The 19,237-nt window shown below is 35.3% G+C and carries 21 protein-coding genes, 1 pseudogene and 1 other annotated feature; of the genes and pseudogenes, 10 read left to right on the forward strand and 12 right to left on the reverse strand.

Annotation, left to right across the window (positions count from 1 at the left end):
* Positions 1-260: 260 nt before the first annotated feature.
* A complete protein-coding gene (locus LO754_RS05405) occupies positions 261-1,823 on the forward strand; it encodes a sensor domain-containing diguanylate cyclase (protein ID WP_231785733.1) in 1,563 nt (520 codons plus the stop codon).
* A 53-nt stretch (positions 1,824-1,876) separates the two neighbouring features.
* On the opposite strand, the gene LO754_RS05410 is transcribed toward LO754_RS05405, so the two are convergent.
* From LO754_RS05410 to LO754_RS05450, 9 genes are all read right to left on the reverse strand, one after another.
* Positions 1,877-2,203 carry a CotD family spore coat protein gene (locus tag LO754_RS05410; RefSeq protein ID WP_024361604.1) on the reverse strand — a complete coding sequence of 109 codons (327 nt, stop codon included), beginning with the start codon at positions 2,201-2,203 and terminating at the stop codon, positions 1,877-1,879.
* A gap of 362 nt (positions 2,204-2,565) precedes the next feature.
* Positions 2,566-3,102: a DJ-1/PfpI family protein gene (locus tag LO754_RS05415; RefSeq protein ID WP_229388823.1), complete on the reverse strand. Its 537-nt coding sequence runs from the start codon at positions 3,100-3,102 to the stop codon at positions 2,566-2,568.
* 31 nt (positions 3,103-3,133) lie between these two features.
* A complete protein-coding gene (locus LO754_RS05420) occupies positions 3,134-3,880 on the reverse strand; it encodes a CPBP family intramembrane glutamic endopeptidase (protein WP_229388825.1) in 747 nt (248 codons plus the stop codon).
* A 21-nt stretch (positions 3,881-3,901) separates the two neighbouring features.
* Entirely contained in the window at positions 3,902-4,597 is a 696-nt protein-coding gene (locus tag LO754_RS05425; protein ID WP_108029548.1) for a hypothetical protein, read from the reverse strand.
* Positions 4,594-5,460 (reverse strand): ABC transporter ATP-binding protein, encoded by an 867-nt coding sequence (locus tag LO754_RS05430; RefSeq protein WP_231785734.1) that lies wholly within the window; start codon positions 5,458-5,460, stop codon positions 4,594-4,596. Before LO754_RS05430 ends, LO754_RS05425 begins: the two co-directional genes overlap by 4 nt.
* Positions 5,461-5,463: 3 nt before the next feature.
* Positions 5,464-5,823, reverse strand: a complete 360-nt coding sequence (locus LO754_RS05435) for a GntR family transcriptional regulator (RefSeq protein WP_231785735.1) — start codon at positions 5,821-5,823, stop codon at positions 5,464-5,466.
* Between the two features lie 509 nt (positions 5,824-6,332).
* Positions 6,333-6,752, reverse strand: coding sequence for a hypothetical protein (locus LO754_RS05440; protein ID WP_231785736.1), 420 nt, complete (start codon positions 6,750-6,752; stop codon positions 6,333-6,335).
* 315 nt (positions 6,753-7,067) lie between these two features.
* Complete coding sequence (locus LO754_RS05445) at positions 7,068-7,775, reverse strand: DUF3600 domain-containing protein (RefSeq protein ID WP_231785737.1); 708 nt, start codon at positions 7,773-7,775, stop codon at positions 7,068-7,070.
* Positions 7,768-8,292: a sigma-70 family RNA polymerase sigma factor gene (locus tag LO754_RS05450; RefSeq protein ID WP_024361596.1), complete on the reverse strand. Its 525-nt coding sequence runs from the start codon at positions 8,290-8,292 to the stop codon at positions 7,768-7,770. The genes LO754_RS05445 and LO754_RS05450 overlap by 8 nt, the downstream gene beginning before the upstream one ends.
* A gap of 254 nt (positions 8,293-8,546) precedes the next feature.
* Positions 8,547-8,807 (forward strand) — a binding site (T-box leader).
* Between the two features lie 70 nt (positions 8,808-8,877).
* On the opposite strand from LO754_RS05450, the gene LO754_RS05455 reads away from it, so the two are divergent.
* The 3 genes from LO754_RS05455 to LO754_RS05465 are packed head-to-tail and all read left to right on the forward strand — an operon-like array spanning position 8,878 to position 10,532.
* On the forward strand, positions 8,878-9,165 hold the full coding sequence (locus tag LO754_RS05455) for an MFS transporter (protein ID WP_231785738.1): 288 nt from the start codon (positions 8,878-8,880) through the stop codon (positions 9,163-9,165).
* On the forward strand, positions 9,114-10,094 hold the full coding sequence (locus LO754_RS05460) for an MFS transporter (protein WP_231785739.1): 981 nt from the start codon (positions 9,114-9,116) through the stop codon (positions 10,092-10,094). The genes LO754_RS05455 and LO754_RS05460 overlap by 52 nt, the downstream gene beginning before the upstream one ends.
* A 24-nt stretch (positions 10,095-10,118) precedes the next feature.
* Positions 10,119-10,532, forward strand: coding sequence for a GNAT family N-acetyltransferase (locus LO754_RS05465; RefSeq protein ID WP_024361594.1), 414 nt, complete (start codon positions 10,119-10,121; stop codon positions 10,530-10,532).
* Positions 10,533-10,697: 165 nt separating this feature from the next.
* Here LO754_RS05465 and LO754_RS05470 read toward each other — a convergent pair whose 3' ends face one another.
* On the reverse strand, positions 10,698-11,261 hold the full coding sequence (locus LO754_RS05470; protein WP_024361593.1) for a cysteine hydrolase family protein: 564 nt from the start codon (positions 11,259-11,261) through the stop codon (positions 10,698-10,700).
* Positions 11,262-11,502: 241 nt separating this feature from the next.
* On the opposite strand from LO754_RS05470, the pseudogene LO754_RS05475 reads away from it, so the two are divergent.
* The 4 genes and pseudogenes from LO754_RS05475 (at position 11,503) to LO754_RS05490 (ending at position 15,500) form a co-directional block, all read left to right on the forward strand.
* Positions 11,503-12,491, forward strand: a pseudogene (locus LO754_RS05475) (zinc-dependent alcohol dehydrogenase family protein).
* Between the two features lie 222 nt (positions 12,492-12,713).
* Positions 12,714-13,625: a hypothetical protein gene (locus LO754_RS05480; protein WP_231785740.1), complete on the forward strand. Its 912-nt coding sequence runs from the start codon at positions 12,714-12,716 to the stop codon at positions 13,623-13,625.
* A 127-nt stretch (positions 13,626-13,752) separates the two neighbouring features.
* A complete protein-coding gene (locus tag LO754_RS05485; RefSeq protein ID WP_024361590.1) occupies positions 13,753-14,253 on the forward strand; it encodes a sigma-70 family RNA polymerase sigma factor in 501 nt (166 codons plus the stop codon).
* On the forward strand, positions 14,250-15,500 hold the full coding sequence (locus LO754_RS05490; RefSeq protein WP_231785741.1) for a DUF4179 domain-containing protein: 1,251 nt from the start codon (positions 14,250-14,252) through the stop codon (positions 15,498-15,500). The genes LO754_RS05485 and LO754_RS05490 overlap by 4 nt, the downstream gene beginning before the upstream one ends.
* A 97-nt stretch (positions 15,501-15,597) precedes the next feature.
* Here the strand turns inward: LO754_RS05490 and LO754_RS05495 are convergent, their stop codons facing one another.
* Positions 15,598-16,602: a nucleoid-associated protein gene (locus tag LO754_RS05495; protein ID WP_108029552.1), complete on the reverse strand. Its 1,005-nt coding sequence runs from the start codon at positions 16,600-16,602 to the stop codon at positions 15,598-15,600.
* 170 nt (positions 16,603-16,772) lie between these two features.
* Between LO754_RS05495 and LO754_RS05500 the strand changes: the two genes are divergently transcribed.
* Entirely contained in the window at positions 16,773-17,309 is a 537-nt protein-coding gene (locus LO754_RS05500; protein WP_231785742.1) for a hypothetical protein, read from the forward strand.
* 52 nt (positions 17,310-17,361) lie between these two features.
* Here LO754_RS05500 and LO754_RS05505 read toward each other — a convergent pair whose 3' ends face one another.
* Positions 17,362-17,910, reverse strand: a complete 549-nt coding sequence (locus LO754_RS05505) for a GbsR/MarR family transcriptional regulator (RefSeq protein ID WP_024361580.1) — start codon at positions 17,908-17,910, stop codon at positions 17,362-17,364.
* Between the two features lie 401 nt (positions 17,911-18,311).
* Between LO754_RS05505 and LO754_RS23850 the strand changes: the two genes are divergently transcribed.
* The gene (locus LO754_RS23850) at positions 18,312-18,902 is read left to right on the forward strand and encodes an ATP-binding cassette domain-containing protein (RefSeq protein WP_231785743.1); all 591 of its coding nucleotides are present in this window, start codon (positions 18,312-18,314) and stop codon (positions 18,900-18,902) included.
* The last annotated feature ends 335 nt before the right edge of the window (positions 18,903-19,237 follow it).

Raw genomic sequence — 19,237 nt, forward strand, 5'->3', positions numbered from 1 at the left:
ACTTATTAAAAAATACGAAAATATACTGACAATAAAATTTATAACTAAGGTTATAGTAATTTTTTATGTCCAAATTATGATAATAGTTTTGCTTTTCAATAAATATATAGGCCTTTGACAATGCTTTTACAATAACTTTAAATATATACAAATAAATTGTAAAATAAAATGATATATGTGTTTTAATAGATTAAGAAATATGCGTCTTTTAACTTAAGTAATAGCTAGTCAAAATACATAAATAGGAGTAAAAGAAGACAATGAAATCAAGACAGTTGAGGCTAAAACATTTAATAATGGGTTTAGCTATGGCAGCGTTTTTTTTCACAAGCATCGGTAGCATATGGAGTGGTTATCGTATGAATGTGGATTCCATCAAGGAAAATTCACTTGAAACAAATCGTGTATATGCTCAAAAATTGGCAACTACCGCAAGCGCCTACTTAGAAGAAGCCTTTCAAATTTTAGGTTACAGCGCAGATCATATGGAATCAATTATGGGCGATGAAGCAGCATTGGATAAAGAAACAGACCGTTTGAAAATGCAAAATAATATGTTTAACTCCGTTATAGTGTCGAATGCCGATGGTCTAGTACTGTCAGTTTCACCACCTTCTGTAGATGTAAAAGGAAAGTATTTGACCTCTGTAGGAGGGAAAGAGGCATTATCCAAAAAAACGCCTCTCGTATCGAAACCGTATAAAGGGATTACAGGGAGACTAATTATTTTTATCTCCTATCCTATATTTTCAGCGCAGAACGAATACTTGGGAATGGTAGCAGGTACAATTTATTTAAAAGAACATAATGTATTTAATTTGCTGTTAGGGGAGCATTATTATAATGACGGTTCTTATGTGTTTGTAGTAGATGCAGATGGACGTATTATCTACCATCAAGATCCAAGTCGCATCAATGATGTTGTAATGGAAAATAAAGTAGTGAAAGCAGTAGTATCAGGAAAAAATGGTGCACAGCTAGTCACGAATACTAAAAATATTGAAATGTTGGCTGGATATAGTGTAGTACCGATAACTGGTTGGGGTGTCATTTCTCAACGACCATTAGAGGTAGCGCTAGAGCCTTCGTTTGATCGAGTACAAGAAGTAGCAATTAATGCAATACCGCTTATGCTTTTGTCGATTTTTGTTTTATTATGGACCGCAGCGCGAATTGCCCGCCCGTTGCAGCAGTTAGCAACATTAACAGAAGAGAGCTTAGATTCGAGAAGTGTTGAAGGGTTAAAGTCCGTACGCAGTTGGTATTTTGAAGCATATTATTTAAAGAGTGCACTTATTCGAAGTTTGTCCTTTTTGCAAGGGCAAGTTTCCTATTTTAAAGATCAGTCGACAACCGACCCTTTAACTGGGGTCACAAACCGACGAACAATGGATGCTACGCTATCTGAATGGGAGAAAAATCAATTGATGCATTCAATTATTTTACTCGATTTGGATCATTTCAAGAGCGTCAACGATACCTATGTCCATGCAGTGGGAGATAAAGTATTACAATATTTAGCCAAAAAAATGAAAGCAGTGGCACGAGAAAACGATATTTGTTGTCGTTATGGCGGTGAGGAATTTATTATTCTATTACCTAATACGACTGTTGAAGAAGCAGCCGTTGTAGCGGAAAATTTAAGACAACAGTTAGCAAATTCGAACAGTCCTTGTGGTCGTCCAGTAACGCTATCAGCGGGAGTTGCAGAGTATCCTAAAATGGCTAGTACGACAGAAGCATTGATTGAAGCGGCAGATGGAGCATTGTATCTTGCTAAGCAAGCAGGTCGGAACCAGGTAAAAACAGCAGGCGAAAAATAATGTTAGTTATATAAGAAAAGCGATGAGACATCAAAAGTCTCATCGCATACAAATTAATACCCCATGCCCATATGTTTATGGTGACCCATGTGTTGTTGTGGCATATGGCAGTGATTATGTGGCATACCACATAGTGTATGATTTTCACAGCATTCATTTACTACGTTCTCTGTGCATGGGAAGTAGTATTGATGATCGATAATATGTTTGTTCACTGTTGTAATATGTGCAGGTTGAACGTGTGGTACAACTGTATGAATGTAATTTGTGCGTACATATTGCTCTGGCGGTAAAAATTGTGGTGGGTCAAATTGTGTTGGCATTGTTTGTGGTGGGCAGCATTGTGGTCCTCTTCCATGGTGACGCTTACGATTAAACATGTTATTACCTCCTGTTTTGATAAGTTGTGGTTCATAATTAACATATGAGATGTAAGACTAAATGGTCTATTTGTATGCCTATTAAGGGCTAGTTAAATCTCTTAAACGCCCCAATAGCATGAAATTTCTTGCCCGTGTGATGTTAAATTGAAAAAGTATTATGGTGAAAAGTCAAAAAGGGATTTAGGCTATTTGTCAATTTACGTATACAGCAAAAGAAATAAAAATCCAGCTGTTAAATAAAAGTATCATGTAACTAATAAAGGATAGTTCTGAAGCCAAGCTATTGGCGAGAACTATCCTTTGTTTTTATGGGTTTTATCATCAGTATTTAAATAAAATTGTTTGGGTGACAGGCACTGTTATTTATACCATTGTGCATCAAAATCTAGCTGTAACGCTTTACCTAAGGCTAAACCAAATTGAATAAAACCTCTACCTCTAGCCGTGATAATCCTACCATCCTGAACGATTAGTTCATCGGCGTAATAGCTAAGATCAAAAACACCCAATTGTTTCATGCCTTCAAGTGGTAAACCGACTGTATAGTATTTATCCTTTAGTACACCTGCCTTGGCTAAAAGATAAGGGGAACTGGAAATACTAGCTATGACTGCGCCTTGTAAATCCAATGTTTTAATAAAATATAATAATTCTTGCTCATCTACTAATGTTCCAATATCCATACAGCCAGGTAATAAGAGACTATCAATCTCATCTACATTAATATCGCTTAATTGCCTATCGGCTAGACAAGTTAAACCAGATTCTCCCATAATCTTCTGATGATTTAAGCCAATCGTTACGATAGGTTTTTTCCCTTGCATTAATATCGATAACGCTACACTTAATTCGTATTCACTGAATTGCGGATATAAAAGTACGGCAGTTTTTTTCATTTTTATCCTCTCTTTTCATGCGTAATATCTATTAGGAATGATAGAAATTTTGTACAGAACTGCTACTACGCAGCGATTGTACCGCTGCCTTTTTCTTAACACGTCTCCATAAAAATAACAGATAAACAAACAGTACAAAAATGATAAGATACGCTGTTAACATGGAACTTTCTGCATTCCCCATAAAATTAAAGAAGTTGTTGAAACCATGGAAGACAATCGTCAAAATAATAGATTGCCCATCGATTATAAGTAACGAAAGAACGAGACCTACAAGAAAGGCATAAATAATCTGTATAATGGTATCTTCCAGCGATTGCCCCCCAATAAGTTGCAATGCATGCGTCACGCCAAAAAGAATACTAGAAAGCCAAATAGCAGTAAAAGTTCCCTTAGATAACAATAAGCGCAGCAAGATGCCTCTAAAAACTGTTTCTTCAATAAAAGCAACAACAAACATTTGCATGATAAACATGAGCAATAAATCGCTAATGGATTCGAAATTTAACCCTTTCGTACTAAATAAAATAATACATAATACGAAAATCATAGGTGAGTAGACAAAGATATTTCCGATATTAATGGGAATAAAGAAATAATGACGCCATTTCTTTTTGGCAATTATATAAAGAACGAGACCGATTGCTAAAGGAATCAACAAAGCAAATTGCAAAAAGGGACTAGAAGGTTGTTGAATAGAAACGTAAGCCCCGTTGGCAACATAAAAAAATAGAAGAAGCAGTTCTAAACCTACAATTTTACAAATCATTTTTTTCATTTTGTCGATCCCTTCAAAGTTTTATGATGGCATTGCAGGAGCTTTTCGTAATGCACTTGAGATGACAATATAAATGATAATAATCATACCTAGTAAGCTACTGATTATTTGCAAAGTGGATGCTTTCGATAATGTCAGCAAAAGTGGCGAGTACCATCCGAAAATTACCATCATTATCGGAATCAAAGCCATTACACCAATAAAACTGTAGCCACCTAATGTGCCGAAGCGATAAAAGACGACATTTAAAAGCAGGCTAGAGATTAAACAAAGTAGTAGTAACACGGTATCTATCGCCATTGTTAGAAAAAATGAATCCGAACTGCTAAAAAAGAATAGAGGGTGAATAATGACCATATTTTGATAATCTAATAGATTTGAGACGAAGGAAATCATTTTGTGTGTACAGGCTATTATAAATGCCCCAATAAGGCTCCAAACGATGAAAAATAAGCCTACGTTCCAAACATACTGCATACGGCTTAAGCCAAGCTTTAAAAAATAAGGCAATGTTTTATTTAAAATTTTAGCCCCCATCGTACTATAAAAAATATAGACAGGTATAGAGATGGTCATAGCAAAAGTAATATATTGTCCAAAAAAGGAATCAATAAAAAATGACAGTAGGACAATGGCAAACAAAATGCACCAAAAAATAATATTACTTTTCTTATAGCTTTGAAAAAATACATATAAGCTACCTTGTACTGTTTTCATTTTACTAACCTCTCTTTCTGCTGTTTACTTAAATACACTAACAGGTCTTGTAAAGATACATTTTCTAATGTAATATTTTGACCTTCGATTGCACGACCGTTGGCATAGACAACGGCCGTCATATCATGCATAAAAATATGCTTGTAAATGACTTCTAAGTCTAGTATTGCGCGTTCAACATCTTGAGCATTTCCTTTTACTGCAACAATATACTGATCCCATTGCTCCGCCGTTTTTTGCAGCAATAACTCACCTTCTTGCAGAATAAGGATTTCTTCAAACAATTCACTTGCTTCATCTATTAAATGCGTCGATAAAAGGAATAGCCTTGGATGTTCTATTTGTTGATCAATTAATAAATCATAAAATGTATTGCGGGCAGCTACGTCTAAGCCGATATAGGGCTCATCGAAAATGGTAATGGCAGCATGACTAGCAAACCCTGTAATAATACCGAGTGCAGATACCATCCCTTTAGATAAATTGCGCACTTTTTCTTTTGGATTAAGGGCAAATACTTGAAGAAGCTCATTTGCAAGCTGTTCATCCCACTTTGGATAGAAAAAACGATTAGTCTTTAAACATTGTGCGATCGTCATATCTTCTTGAAAATTGCCACTCTCTGCAACAAAACAAATGTTACGCAATATAGCAGGGGCATTGAAAACATTCTCGCCATTGATACGTATATGCCCTTCAGTTGTAGGAATAAGCCCTGCTAATAAATTTAAAAATGTTGTTTTACCAGCGCCATTATGACCTAAAAAACCGATGATTTTTGGCCCTTCAATCGTAAAAGATACATTTTTTAAAGCATGTTTTTGCTTATACAGTTTGCTAACATTTCTAACATCAATCTTCATAAATTATCCCCTCTGTAACATATTTTGTAATTCTTCGTCAGAGATGCCTAATCTTACCGCCTCTTTTTTTAACGGTTCAATATGTTGTGCAAAAAAGTTTTCCTTACGTTCTGCAATTAAAATTTTTTGTGCCTCTGTACTGACAAACATACCTACGCCTCGTTTTTTATAAATGACACCTTTTTCCACTAATTCGTTCACACCCTTGCCTGCTGTTGCAGGATTTATTTGATACTCTTTGGCAAATTCATTGGTTGATGGAATGCGATCTTCAGATTGTAGTTGCCCATCAAGAATGGCATCTTCAACCCGTTCACGAATTTGCTGGAAGATTGGTTTTTCATTGCTTAACGAATAAATCACAATCCACCTCCTAGTTAATTGGTTCATTACTTATGTAACTAACCATACAACGAAGCAATTAAATTGTCAATTTATTGTTGGTAATTATATCTAGTTTTAAAAATCCTGTTTTCATATAGTTTATTTTCAAATTTTGTCCTTTTATGATTGGGCTAGGTTAGTTCGTTTCGGAGTTGCATGAGTAGGAAGGTGATAAAATAGCATGGCGGAGGTCGTCGTTTATAACTGTGAGAAGGGGACGCGCATGAAAAAAATAAATGCCAGGTGTCTTGAGGATTTGTTGGAGGACCCATTATTTAGTCGTGCTTGGCGGTAATGTCTATAAAAAAAGACTCGATTCCACTAAAGAGGAATCGAGTCCATATTATTAGACCCACCAGCACCAATGGGTTGCCACAACCACTTTTTACTGTGAGACTTTTGAGTGGTTGGCGTTAGTGTAAGAAATAACAATAGCTGTGTTTTCTTAGCATCACTGCTTGTGACAATTTAAACGTTTAGGGCTCGTTTTATTTATTCAATTCTTTATATAAAACATATTTTAAAGCAGAAATTTCATCTTCAGATAGTTTACCTTCCATTTCGGATAATATTTCATCCTCACTAATTGAACCGTTTTGCGCTTGTTCCTGAATATCAAGTAAACGATTAACGCCCACTTTTGTTATTAACACACGTATCGCTTCTTCCTTAGTTTGGAAGGGGAGAGTATCCGGATTTGTAGTTGCTGCCTTGCTTACAATTTCTTGAACTTTCGGATCGTTCTCGATATAGGATTTTACTTCTGCTAGATTTTCGTCATCTAAAGTAGACCCCACTTTTTCGATAATTTTTTCGGAAGCAATATTTGTCCCAAAATGCCACATGGCATAGCCAGCTGCTCCGAGTAAAACAAGAATTATTGTGATAATTGTTAAAAACTTTTTCATCAACTCACTCCTGACACTTTGAATATAGCACAACTTGTCAAAAACCACGAAGAAAAGATACTTATGACATCGCCGACAAATACTAGTTGGGCAACATTATATATCTTAATTATAGTGGATATTTTACACTTTATGACGTTACGTTTGCACCTATAAGTTTTAACATTATTTGTTTTTATACATTATTAAGGGAATTGTAGCGTACTACTAAAAGTATGACGAAACATAACGTGGAAGTGTTGCCTCATCGGCTCCGATTAGGAGGGACAAGAAAAACAGCTTGGTATATTCTACTCCCAAGCTGTTTTCTTGTTATCATTCAATTCCCGCGTCAATTTTCACTTCAACCTGCTTGTCATTTACATATTGTAAGTAAGTTTGAGCGTCGATGAATTGCTGTTGCATTTCTTTAGGCATTGTCTCGACGTCTGGAACACTAGAAACACCTAGTTGTGCCATCGTCGTTTCATAGGTCATGAGGGCTTGTATATATTGTTCATATTCTTCAGCCGTTAAAACGTCTTTACTTGATGGTAGGCCGTTCAATTTGTCAAAGTATGGTTGCACTTCATACATAGCGGCTTTAATCTCCTCTAATGGCTCTACGGGAATTTGAGAATAATCGATGTTGCCATTGTGGTTGCCATATTCAATTTTGGCACTTGTAAAGACATTTAATAATTCTTTAAATTGTTCATACTCTTCTTTTCCTAAGTCACCTTTTGCTTGATCGAGTTTTGCATTGAATAATAAGTAACTTTCCATTGTCACATTTGCAACATGTTTTTTTAGATTATCAAAAGAACCATATAATTCATCGGCAAGTAATGCTTGATAAGCAAATACGCCTGTTGGAATCATTAACGAAGCGGAAATCACAGCGATAGCTAATCGTTTCTTAACAAAACGATTCAATTTACCACCTTTTTCAGATTTTGCTTTTTTAATGCCCAATTTACTTCTTTCGTGGATTTCAGCAGGGATGTCAATTTGTGAAAGCTCTTGTTTAAGATGATTATGCATAGCTATCTACCTCCTTAAAATTTTGACGAAGCTTATCTAGAGCGCGGTATAGGACAGACTTTGCGGTTCCTAGTGGGATATCTAATATCTCGGAAATCTCCTTTAATGTCCGATCATCATAATATTTTAGTAAAATGACACTTTTTTCATCCTCTTGTAAAGTGTCAATTAGCTTATTTAAAGATAACGTCAGTGCAATATCTTCATCTTCCGTCCTCATAATCTTGTCCAAGTTTGAATTTAGCGGAATTACTTTTTTATTTTTATTAATTAAGTTTAAGGCACAATTAATCGTTATTTTCATTAGCCATGTCTTGAAAAATTCTGGCTTTTTCAATGTACTGATTTTTTTAAAAGACTGATATGCCACTTCTTGAACAAGATCTAATGCATCTTCTTTATTTTTTACATAGACAAAAGCCATTCGATAAATATCTGCTTCGTACTGTTGGAAAAGCATTACATAGGCTTTATCATTTCCTTTTTGTGCTTTCTTTACTAAACGTTCAAGTTTCATCGTATTTCCTCCTTTCGTTTTCGTTGTACGTCTATTAGACAAACGATCAGGTGTTTTGGCTTAAATTTTTTATCAAAAAATTAAAAGTAGTTGTCAATTGGATGTCAATTATGAAAGTATAGTTTTAAAAGTGACGAGACGCATATGGATAATCAACCCTCATTAGTGTGTTATATTAGACATGAAAAAAATAGTCAATTTCTTTTAGTATTGAAATTTAATTTAAAATAGTATAAGATTTACAAAATTACATATGAAAAGCTATGAAAAGAAGAGTAAACATACGTACGATCTACAGAGACCTCTGGGAGCTGAAAAGGAGGGATACGAAATATGTTGAAACAAGCCTTTGAGCTGTGCATTGGATTTATTTGTTGACACAATGATGATGCAACGTATTCTCACGTTAACGGGATAGAGTATCGCACGATTTTGAAAAATGCCGTACTCGATAAGGTTGCTACAGCAATGTAGAAACGAACTGGGGTGGCACCGCGATATGACTCGCCCCCAAGATACTATCTTGGGGGTGAGTTTTTTATTTTGTTTTATTAAAAATAAAATAGGAGTGGTGATAATGTCCAGATGGAAGTATCCTTTAATGCTATTAGGGGGATAGGCATTTCAAATGTGGGTGCGTGGGTTTATCTGATTGCACTTAATTTAATCTTATTGAATGAAACAGGTTCCCCACTTGCCATTGCTTTATTATATATCCTCGGTCCAATCGCAACGATTTTTTCAAATACTTGGGCAGGTAGCTTAATTGATCGGGTAAATACGCGGCTACTTATGATGGGATTGGACATGTTCCGGGCATTATGTATTGCGGTAATTCCTTTTTACCTTCGCTTATTTATGTCTATGGAGTAGCATTTATCATAAATGTGGGCAGTGCTATATTTCAGCCTACATCGATGGTGTATATGACGAAACTAATCCCTGTAAAAGATCGGCAACGTTTTAATGCACTACGTAGTTTTATCAATTCTTGTGGTTCATTAATAAGGCCTGCTATTGCGGGTATATTATTTTGGCTGGGCACACCGTATACTGCCATTCATATAAATGCAATTGCATTACTTTTTTCGGCACTTCTTATCATGATGCTACCTAATGTTGATGTAAGAGATAAAGAAACAAAAATACAAAGATTTTCATGGGAATTAATAAAAAAAGATTGTCATGTAGTTGTTAATTTTACAAAGGAAAATGCTTATATCACCAAAATTTATTTATTATTTAGTGGTACTACGATATTTATGACTGCAATCGATTCTCTAGAGGCAGCATTCGCTAAAGGTGTACTGTCAATTTCAGATACTAATTATGGGTATTTACTAAGTATTTTTGGAGCTGGCATTATCATCGGGTCTATCATTAATTCTATATTTACAAAGCATCTTGCGGTGAATCATTTAATAGGTGTCGGTACTATTTTCACCTCAATTGGATATCTAGTATTTTATAGTGCTAGCGGTTTTTTTAGTGCAGTACCAGGTGTATTTTTAATAGGCTTTGCCGTAACATTTGCAAATACAGGCTATCTAACTTTTTACCAAAATCATGTACCTGTAAAGATAATGGGAAGGTTTGAAAGCCTCTTTCGTGTTATTGAAGCAAGTATTATTGTAGCCGTAACGATTGTAATAGGTTTAGCCGCTGAATTCACTTCGATTCGACCTGTCGGCTTAATTGGTGCGATGTTCTTCTTGTTCTTAGGGTTATTGGCTTGGAAAGCTGTAACGGGGACAAAAAAGCAAGCGTATTTTAAAAAAGAGGTATCTTCTTTCAATAATTAATAAAGCAATAGAGGAGGCAGAAAAATGAAATATATTGAATGTGAAAATGTTACTAACGAGGAGAAAGCGCATATTTTTCAAGCGTTATTAAAATACAATCTTTCAAATCTTGAAGAAAAGGTAGTAAAAGATATTGGAATTTTTGTAGAAGATGAAAAAGGAACTAGAGTTGCAGGGTTAATTGGAGAGACACATGGAAATTGGCTAGAAGTTGAGTATTTATGGGTAAGTGAAGAACTTCGTGGACAGCATATTGGTACGGAACTGATGGATAAGGCTGAGAAGATTGCTAGAGATAGAGGTTGTAAATATGCATTTTTAAATACGTTTAGTTTTCAGGCACCTGATTTTTACGTGAAGCTTGGCTATAAAGAAGAATTTGTACTCACCCATTATCCACTAACAGGTAAGCGATATTATTACACAAAAAAGCTTTAAAAAACGTTTGTACTATAAAGTTCTGAAATGGCGGCTGTGTGCACGAATGACAATAAAAGTTGACTTTCCAACAGTCGAAATAACATACCACATAAAGGACTTGCACATAAATACATGCAAGTCCTTTGTGCTATATTGCCGGCTCTCTTCATTGAATGACTAATTTTAACTATCCCGATAAGAATTATGAGTGGGACGAAATAAATCTTCCTCGGAATTTCTAACAATAGAAAAGTGGTCAACATTATAATGACCGTGCAGGGTAGTATTATGATGCTGTATAATTTGTTCGGAACTTAAAACAGCATTGCCCAATGTTGAATGCCCATCCTCGACTAACGTTACATCAAAACCACTGATTGTTGCTGTTCTAACAGCACTATCTATACAGTGCTGTGTTTCACAGCCCATCATAACAATATGTTCAATATGCTGTGTTGTTAAATGTTCAAGCAGTCCTGTCCCATAAAAAGAATTTGTTGCAGATTTATCAAAGATCTTTGCTTCAGTAGGTACAGTAATTTCATTGTGAATTTGAAATCCATCTCCCTGTCCTTCAGCTACATCAAGATCCCTTACAAAAATAACTGGAACTGTTGCTGCTATTGCTTTGTTAATTACTTTATTAATAGTAATAATAAGCTTCTCTTTACTGAAAATTTGACCTGTTTCTTGATTTCCATCAATCAATGCTTGTTGTGCGTCGATGATTAATAATAGTTGCTTCAAATAATTTTCCCCTTTCAAAATGTGGGGAGACGCTAAAAGATTGGTTACTTAGTCGTAATCCCCTAGTTTTTTAAGTGCCCATTTCGTTTGTTTATCATCCTATCAACCTCCTAAACAAAATTTGACTACTAGTCAGTTAAATTATACCATCTGTGATGAAGATCAATATACTGTTGACGAAGTAATACATCATATAATGCTATACTTCAATTACTCTAGTACTAATAAGGAGCATGATAAGATGGATGCGAAATATATTCATTTCAATGAATTTGGTAGCCCTAAAGAGGTATTAAAACTCGAGTATAAAACGATTGAACCACCTAAGGATAATGAAGTGCTTGTAAGAATGCTAGTAAGACCAATTAATCCCTCTGATTTAATTCCGATTAGAGGATCGTATGCTCATCGTATAGCATTGCCCAACATTCCAGGTTATGAAGGAGTTGGAATTATTGAGAATGTAGGTTCTTCTGTTTCGAAGAATCTTATTGGTAAACGTGTGTTACCTTTACGTGGAGAAGGAACATGGCAAGAATTTGTTAAAACATCAGCAGAATTTAGCGTTCCTGTACCTGATTTAATAGATGATTTTACAGCTGCTCAAATGTATATCAATCCAGTTACTGCGTGGGTAGTTTGTACAGAAGTTTTAAAATTAAAAGCAAATGATGTTTTATTGGTGAATGCTTGTGGTTCAGCTATTGGACACATTTTTGCTCAATTTTCTAAAATAATAGGTTTTCGATTGATTGGCGTGACAAGAAATAATAAGCATACAGAGAAATTACTTCATCTAGGAGCTTCTGATGTAATAGATACTTCTAGAAGTGGTCTTTATGAAACCGTTATGGAATTGACAAATGGAATAGGTGCAAATGCAGCAATTGATTCGATTGGAGGCTCTGATGGCAATGAATTAGCTACATGTGTCCATCCTAATGGGCACTTCTTAACGATAGGTCTACTATCAGGAATTCAAGTCAATTGGGCACATATTGTAAATGGCGCACAATTGAATGCGAATATGTTTCATTTAAGGAATTGGAATAAAAATGTATCCGTGAGCAAATGGCAAGAAACACTCATGTGACTAGGCTCATCAATGACAAAAAATTGCGCCTGATGCAGGTCGATTCCACCTATGACTTATCAGATTTAACAAAGGCAATTGACGCTGTTGAAGCTACTAAAAAGACGAACGGTAAAGTATTTTTAACAAGCTATTAAGTATATTTCTAAGCCATGAGTTGATTAATGGGCTTCACTTTCGTGAGGTCCATTTTTGTTTATTGATAGGGTAGAATGGATAGCTTCCTTTCAATTAATCACTAAATAGGTTGATTGTAATTATATGAAAATATAAAATAGACTTTGTTATAGATTACCAAAATAGATTTATAATGGCGATTTATGAATACATAAAAAGAACATAGTAAGGGAGTGTACTGATTGATAAAGATTAAACATTTAGTATTAGTATTGGGCTTCAGTTTACTATTATCAGGTTGTAATAGTGAAAAAACTGTTAAGGAAGAAAATGAAATAAGGGCAGAATCTGAAATCCTTGCATTAGAAACGCTTTTAAAGGAAAAGAAATATGAGGATCTTTTGGTGAAATTGGAAACTTTAGATTTACCTGAATCGGAAACTGATAAAGTAGATGAATTTAGTATAAAATTTGTGGACCAATTGATAAGTGAAAATAATTATACTTTTATAAGTTCGAAGTATTACAGAATTAGGTCAGCGGTCAGTCGTGAGAATTGGATTAAAATGGAGAAGTTTTCGAAACAAGGTAAAGAGTTAGTGCTAGATGAAATGGAACAAGCAGTTAGAAACAAGGATTTTCAAAAGGTTCAAGAAGTGTATGATAATGAAAAAGGACTTCATGATAATGATGAATTTTTAGCAATGTATAATTATGCTCTTTATTTACAAACTGACCAAAATTCGTACAAGGCTTCTGGAGCTTTAGCACTTGCTGTTGATCCTGAATATTATGGAAGAATGAAAGATGAAATTATTGCAGGGGTAACGAATACATCTTATAAAAGTCCTTTATCATTCGGACCTATAACGAAAACCGATTGGAACTATATTGAAAGTGAATATCAGCGAAATTTAAATACGATGATTCTAAGAAAGGAAGAGGCGAGAGTAAGAGACGAAAAAATTGAAGCTGCTAGAGGGATGAATCCTACTTTAGGAATGACCTATGACGAAGTAAAAGCATCTTTATGGGGTGAACCAATTGATATTAATAGAACCGTAACAGTATACGGGTCTTATGAACAATGGGTTTATGGAAATGGTCAATACCTTTATTTTGAAGATGGCATTTTAACAAGCTTCCAAGATTAACTAATTTTAAATATTTATTCAAAAACTTTCAGATTCATTAAGAATTTGAAGGTTTTTTTGTTAGATTAAATCATTTTTGAACGAAATAAAGTATTTTACAGTCTAATGGAGGAAGGAGGCGAAAAGAATGGAATTCGAAATAACAAAGCGTGCCATACGTGGAGATCATCAAGCGATACTTTCTCTTATTGAAGTGGACGAAGAAATTTTATATCGCATGGCCTTTACATATATGAAAAATGAGCAAGACGCTTTAGACGTGATGCAAGAGCTAGTTTATAAGGCGCTTAAAAAAATGCATACCGTTCAACAACCCGAATATGCCAGAACATGGCTCGTGCGCGTCTTAATCAATTGCTGTAAAGACCATTTGCGAAAACGTCAACAAACCGTTCAGATCGAAGAATATCATGTATTTGAATGGGCCATTTACTCAGATATTGAGAGATTATTAGCGCAATTAACCTTGTCAGAGCAACAAATCGTCTATATGAAATATTTTCAACAGCTTAAAAACAAGGAAATTGCCGAGCTCAATCAAATTCCAGAAGGTACTGTAAAGTCTAAACTTCATCACATTCTAAAGAAGCTTAGAAACTTCGCAAGAGAAAAGGAGGACTGGCTATGAAAAAACCACCAATTGATGTGCCAAAGGAGCAACTTCAACAAATTCGAATGGATGTATTGCGCAAAGTACAGAGAGAAAAAAGAACAAAGAAGCGTATGGCTTCTGTAGCAATCGTATTTTTGTGTTGCTTAAGTCTATTACTTTCTATTCGCGTTTCGCCAACTGTTGCTAGCTATGTTGCAAAAATACCTGGCTTGGACGCCATTGTATCAGCGGTAGTAAGAGATAAAGGGATAAAAGATATTGTGGAGCATAAATATTATGAAGAAATTAATAAGACGCAGACGAAAGATGGTCTATCTCTTACATTACAAGGCGTGATAGCAGATCAGTCAGGTTTTGTCCTTTACTATGATGCGGATGCTTCATTTGAATTAAATCTGGAGGAAGTCCAATTGTTCCAAGGAGACGATGAAATTAAATGTGGTTGTTCATTTACGATGGGTGGGGGAAATCAAGCATTTATTTCATCTTCAGTGGAATATAGTTTTTCTAAGCCAAAGGCCTATACTTCACGGGACTTTACAGCCGTATTTCGTTTTAAAGATAAGAATCAAGGGGAAATTGAAATGACGATACCGTTTTCCTTACAAAACGAAATCGCGGAGGAAAAAGTTTTTATTGCTAATCGTACTGTTGAAGTCGAAGGTCAAAAGTTTACTATTACAAAAATTCGCCGTACCCCACTAAAATTGGCACTTGACATTGAAGTAGACAAAGCAAATACAATGCAAATATTAGCACTTGATGATATTGCAGTCGTAACGGAAAGTGGTGAGCGTAGAGAAAGCATTCGTAGTAGTCATTCAATGAACGGAGATATTCGGGACGGCAAATATACGCTCTATTTGCAAAGTAATTATTTTGATAATCCACAGTCATTAACGGTGTTGATAGGCGCTGTTCAAGCTGTTCCAAAGGGGGAGGACTTTATCGAAGTTGATTTTGGTAGACAAGAAGTACTCTCAAAACCTGATTTTTTAGATTGGGATATTTCTGTAGAGCAACAAAGTTTAAAAACGGCTGCAAAAAATTGGGATGGTCGTATACGACATATATTTTATAGAAGTGGTTTAAAAGCAGATGGCACGACATTAGCATATAAAGGCGGCACATTTTCAGATGATGATGAGTATCTCTATTCAACAGAGTCCTTTGATCAATATAATGGTAAAGCTAAAATATTTTTCAACTATTACTATAACCCGATTGGGGAAGATATTGAAGTAAAGATTCCATTGCAATAATTTTGCTGGTATGGTTTTACTGGCGATTTCACCTATCTTTAAGGCGATAGTGTTAGATTGAACGCAATCAATCTAACACTATTTTTATTACGTAGGACTATATTTCTTCATTAAAGTAGATTTTATAAAATTTTCGATTTGTTTCCTCATCAAAGCCTACCTCAATAAGCTCTTCCAGTTGCTCGATATCACGGACGTTCACTTGAATTTCAATCGCGGAATCCAATTTAATTTTACGTTTATAACTTTTTTCAGCTTTAGCAAGGGCACTTTCGGAAATCACGGTTTCATAGGGCTTGACTGAATTGACGATAATGTCTTTTTGCGTTGAATCGGCTGCATCGAATACAGTTTCAATATAATCGTTGACTTGAAATTGTTCTTCACTGTGGAAATAATCGAGCGTTTTATTTAGCAAGCCTAACTTCTCGGTATTGGTAAAACGATCTTCTTTCAAAATATACTTCTTACATTCTGTTAATGCCAAGTTTGTTTTATGGTAATGTTCATCAGCTACTTTAATTTTTAAAAAACGTTCTTGCCAGTACACGACATCTTCTTTTTTCTTCGTTTTCATAAAGACAACTGGCGCTTCATCAGCTCCCATATCAACGATGACAGCCATATTATTCATTTTCTTAACGTTAATGCCGTCGATGCCATTAACAGTCATTTTATTTTGTTCATTTTTTATATCTAAAAACATTTCTTTTTCTTCAATTTTGACAATGGCAATAACTTTCTTTGGCTCTGTAGACAGAAAACAATTGTCAAATAAGCCAATAAACAACTCGCCACTTTTAATATTCGGATGCCCAGATGCACTATGTAAGTGGCTAGCGATATGCTTGGATTGTTCTAGAAAACTAGCGTCCTCATCAAAAATAGCTTTTACATACGTATACACTTCATTTAAGCCGATAGCTGTTTCATGAAAAAATTCATATTGCTGCTCAAAGTCGAGTTTATTAAATGCTAATTGTGTAAATGCTGCTTCCAGCATAACTTCAGGTTGAGAAAATGCTTCCTCTCCATAGACAAGGGTATCGCTTACATAATGTACAACATATTGAGCTAATTTACTTTCACTAACTTCTAACATACTTTTCCACCTTCGATATATTTGTTTCGATAATTTACCATAGCACACCCCGTACAATTTTGATATGGATTTTATATGTTGATAGACCAGGAGTTGGTGTGGATTCGGATTTTATTTTAATGGAATACTAGTGTTTTGATATAATTAAAAAAGGAAAATGGGTTAGGAGGATGATGAATATTCGCAATAAAAAAATATGGTTTTTGTTGATTGTAGTTGTGATTTGGCTAATATGGTATTCCACTAGACCACTAATTACTTTTGATGAGGCTGTACCGGCATTGGATATTGCGAGCATCAATAATGTTTTAATTTCAGATATGAGACAACCATATTATCTTGATCAAGAGGAAACAGAGCGTTTTATTTCGATACTAGATAGTCTCTTTATGAAAAAGAAAATAATTCCTAATAGACCAGCTTTTAATGAGGATGCTTTTATTTACTTTTATTCAGCGAATCCAGAAGTATCCTATACAATAATCGTAGACTATGAAAGAAACATCATTGGCATTATTGAGAGTCCTAAAATGATGAAGCAATACATTCTTGAGAATGGTTCTGAATTTTTTTCATTTGTACAAAGTTACTTAAATAATAAAGAGGTAGTCGAATCTATTCGACTACCTCTTTATTTTATACAGGGATTCGATTCCCTTTTTCATCGTAGAAGGCGTGGATTTTCCCTACCGCTGTTACGCCTTTGAAAAGTTGCTTTTGCGTAGCCCAGTCACTCGCTTCTAAATAGCCTAGCGCTCACTATTGCAAATCTAAAAAATCTCCGTCTCGAAGTCGATTCACGAAATTCTGAAGCCAAGTGTAATACGATACACCGTGTCGTAACTTATGTAGGTCACGCAAGCATTCCTGTCTTTCGGCATCGGGGGTACCCTCCGCAAGTGCAATTTCAGATAGCTCGGGAATCACCTGGTTGATTGCCCCAAGCATGATATCGATTTCCCGCTGGAGTTTCAGTGTAAAGAAGACACGAAATGTTTGGAAAAAATCGGTCTCCGCCACATATTGATCTTTTCGTTCCTTTTTCTCTTCCAACTTGGTGACCATTCTAGAATCCATCAGCGATCGGATGGCATAGCTCATGTTGCTCTTACTCATGTTCATATAGTCTTTCATGTCCTCAAGTGTCATCGGTTTATCCTCGAAAAACATAATGCCATATAGCTTACCGAATGAATGATTAGCGCCATACAAATCCATCGTCTGCGCGATAGCCTCGATGACCTGAGCGCGTAATTCGTTACGACTCTGCGACACTCCTGCACAATCCTTGGTTGGTTTCTGTTCCATGTAAACACTCCTTCATCATTTTGCTAAACTCATACAATTGATTTACAAAAAACATTTTTAAATTAACAAGCGATTAATATCCAGTTAACACATAAAGTTTATATTGAGTGTACAATAAATTTTGTACAAACAAAGGTTTTAACCTTATTTAGGATAATTTTATCAAATGTACAAAGAAAATTGAACAACAAAATAAATAATGTTGATAGTTAGAGTGAAATGATCAGGTGATGTATTTACATTATCTTACAGAATTCTGTCGGCGATATTTGGTTGCGTTCCTTATATCAATATCTTCTGGCGTACATGCAATAGACAAGATTTTACCAGAGATTAGTGGAATCATCACTTCGAAGTAGCTATAACGGATCAACAATAATATAAATGGGGGAATTTTAAGAATGTCGAGTATTACGTTGAAGTCTTTGTCAAAACAATATACAAGTGAAAAATCCACGCTCGATAATATTAATCTTGATATCAAAGATAAAGAGTTTCTGGTACTGCTAGGTCCGTCAGGGTGTGGTAAGTCCACTTTGCTACGTATGATTGCCGGTATTGAAGAAATTACGCAAGGTGAAGTGTATATTGGGGATGTTTGTGTAAATGAATTGGAGCCTAAGGATAGAGGAGTAGCGATGGTTTTTCAAAATTACGCGCTTTATCCGCATATGACGGTATTTGAGAACATGGCTTACGGTTTGAAGATAAAAAAGGTAAAAAAGGCGGAGAGAGAAAAACGAATCAAGGCGGCAGCAGATATTTTACAAATAACGCCATTGTTGAAACGATTTCCGAGTCAATTATCGGGTGGGCAAAAACAGCGGGTTGCAATTGGACGAGCCATAGTTAAAGAACCAAAAGTCTTCTTAATGGATGAGCCGTTATCCAATCTGGATGCGAAGTTACGAAATGAAATGAGAATTGAAATTAAAAAGCTTCATGAGAGACTAAATTCTACGTTTGTCTATGTCACGCATGATCAAGTGTAGGCCGTTACCCTTGGAGATCGAATCGCCATTATTGCAGAAGGAAAGTTTAGGCAGATTGGAACACCTATGGAAATAATTGATAGTCCAGTGGATATGTTCGTGGCGAATTTTATTAGCTCACCGCCTATCAATTATTTAAATGCATTTCTGATAGACCGAAATGGACAAGTCTATGTAGATATAGATGGAGTGTTGCTGGAGACAAATTTGCCAATAGAAGTATTAAAAAGCCACACGGAGGTTGTAGCGGGTATTATACTGAACATTGCTTCATTTCAGAAGATAAGAACAATACCTTAGAAATGGAGGTGCTGTTTACTGAAATTATTGGTACG

It is taken from the genome of Lysinibacillus sp. GJ-1, from assembly GCF_021166035.1.
GTDB classification, from domain to species: Bacteria; Bacillota; Bacilli; order Bacillales_A; family Planococcaceae; genus Lysinibacillus; species Lysinibacillus sphaericus.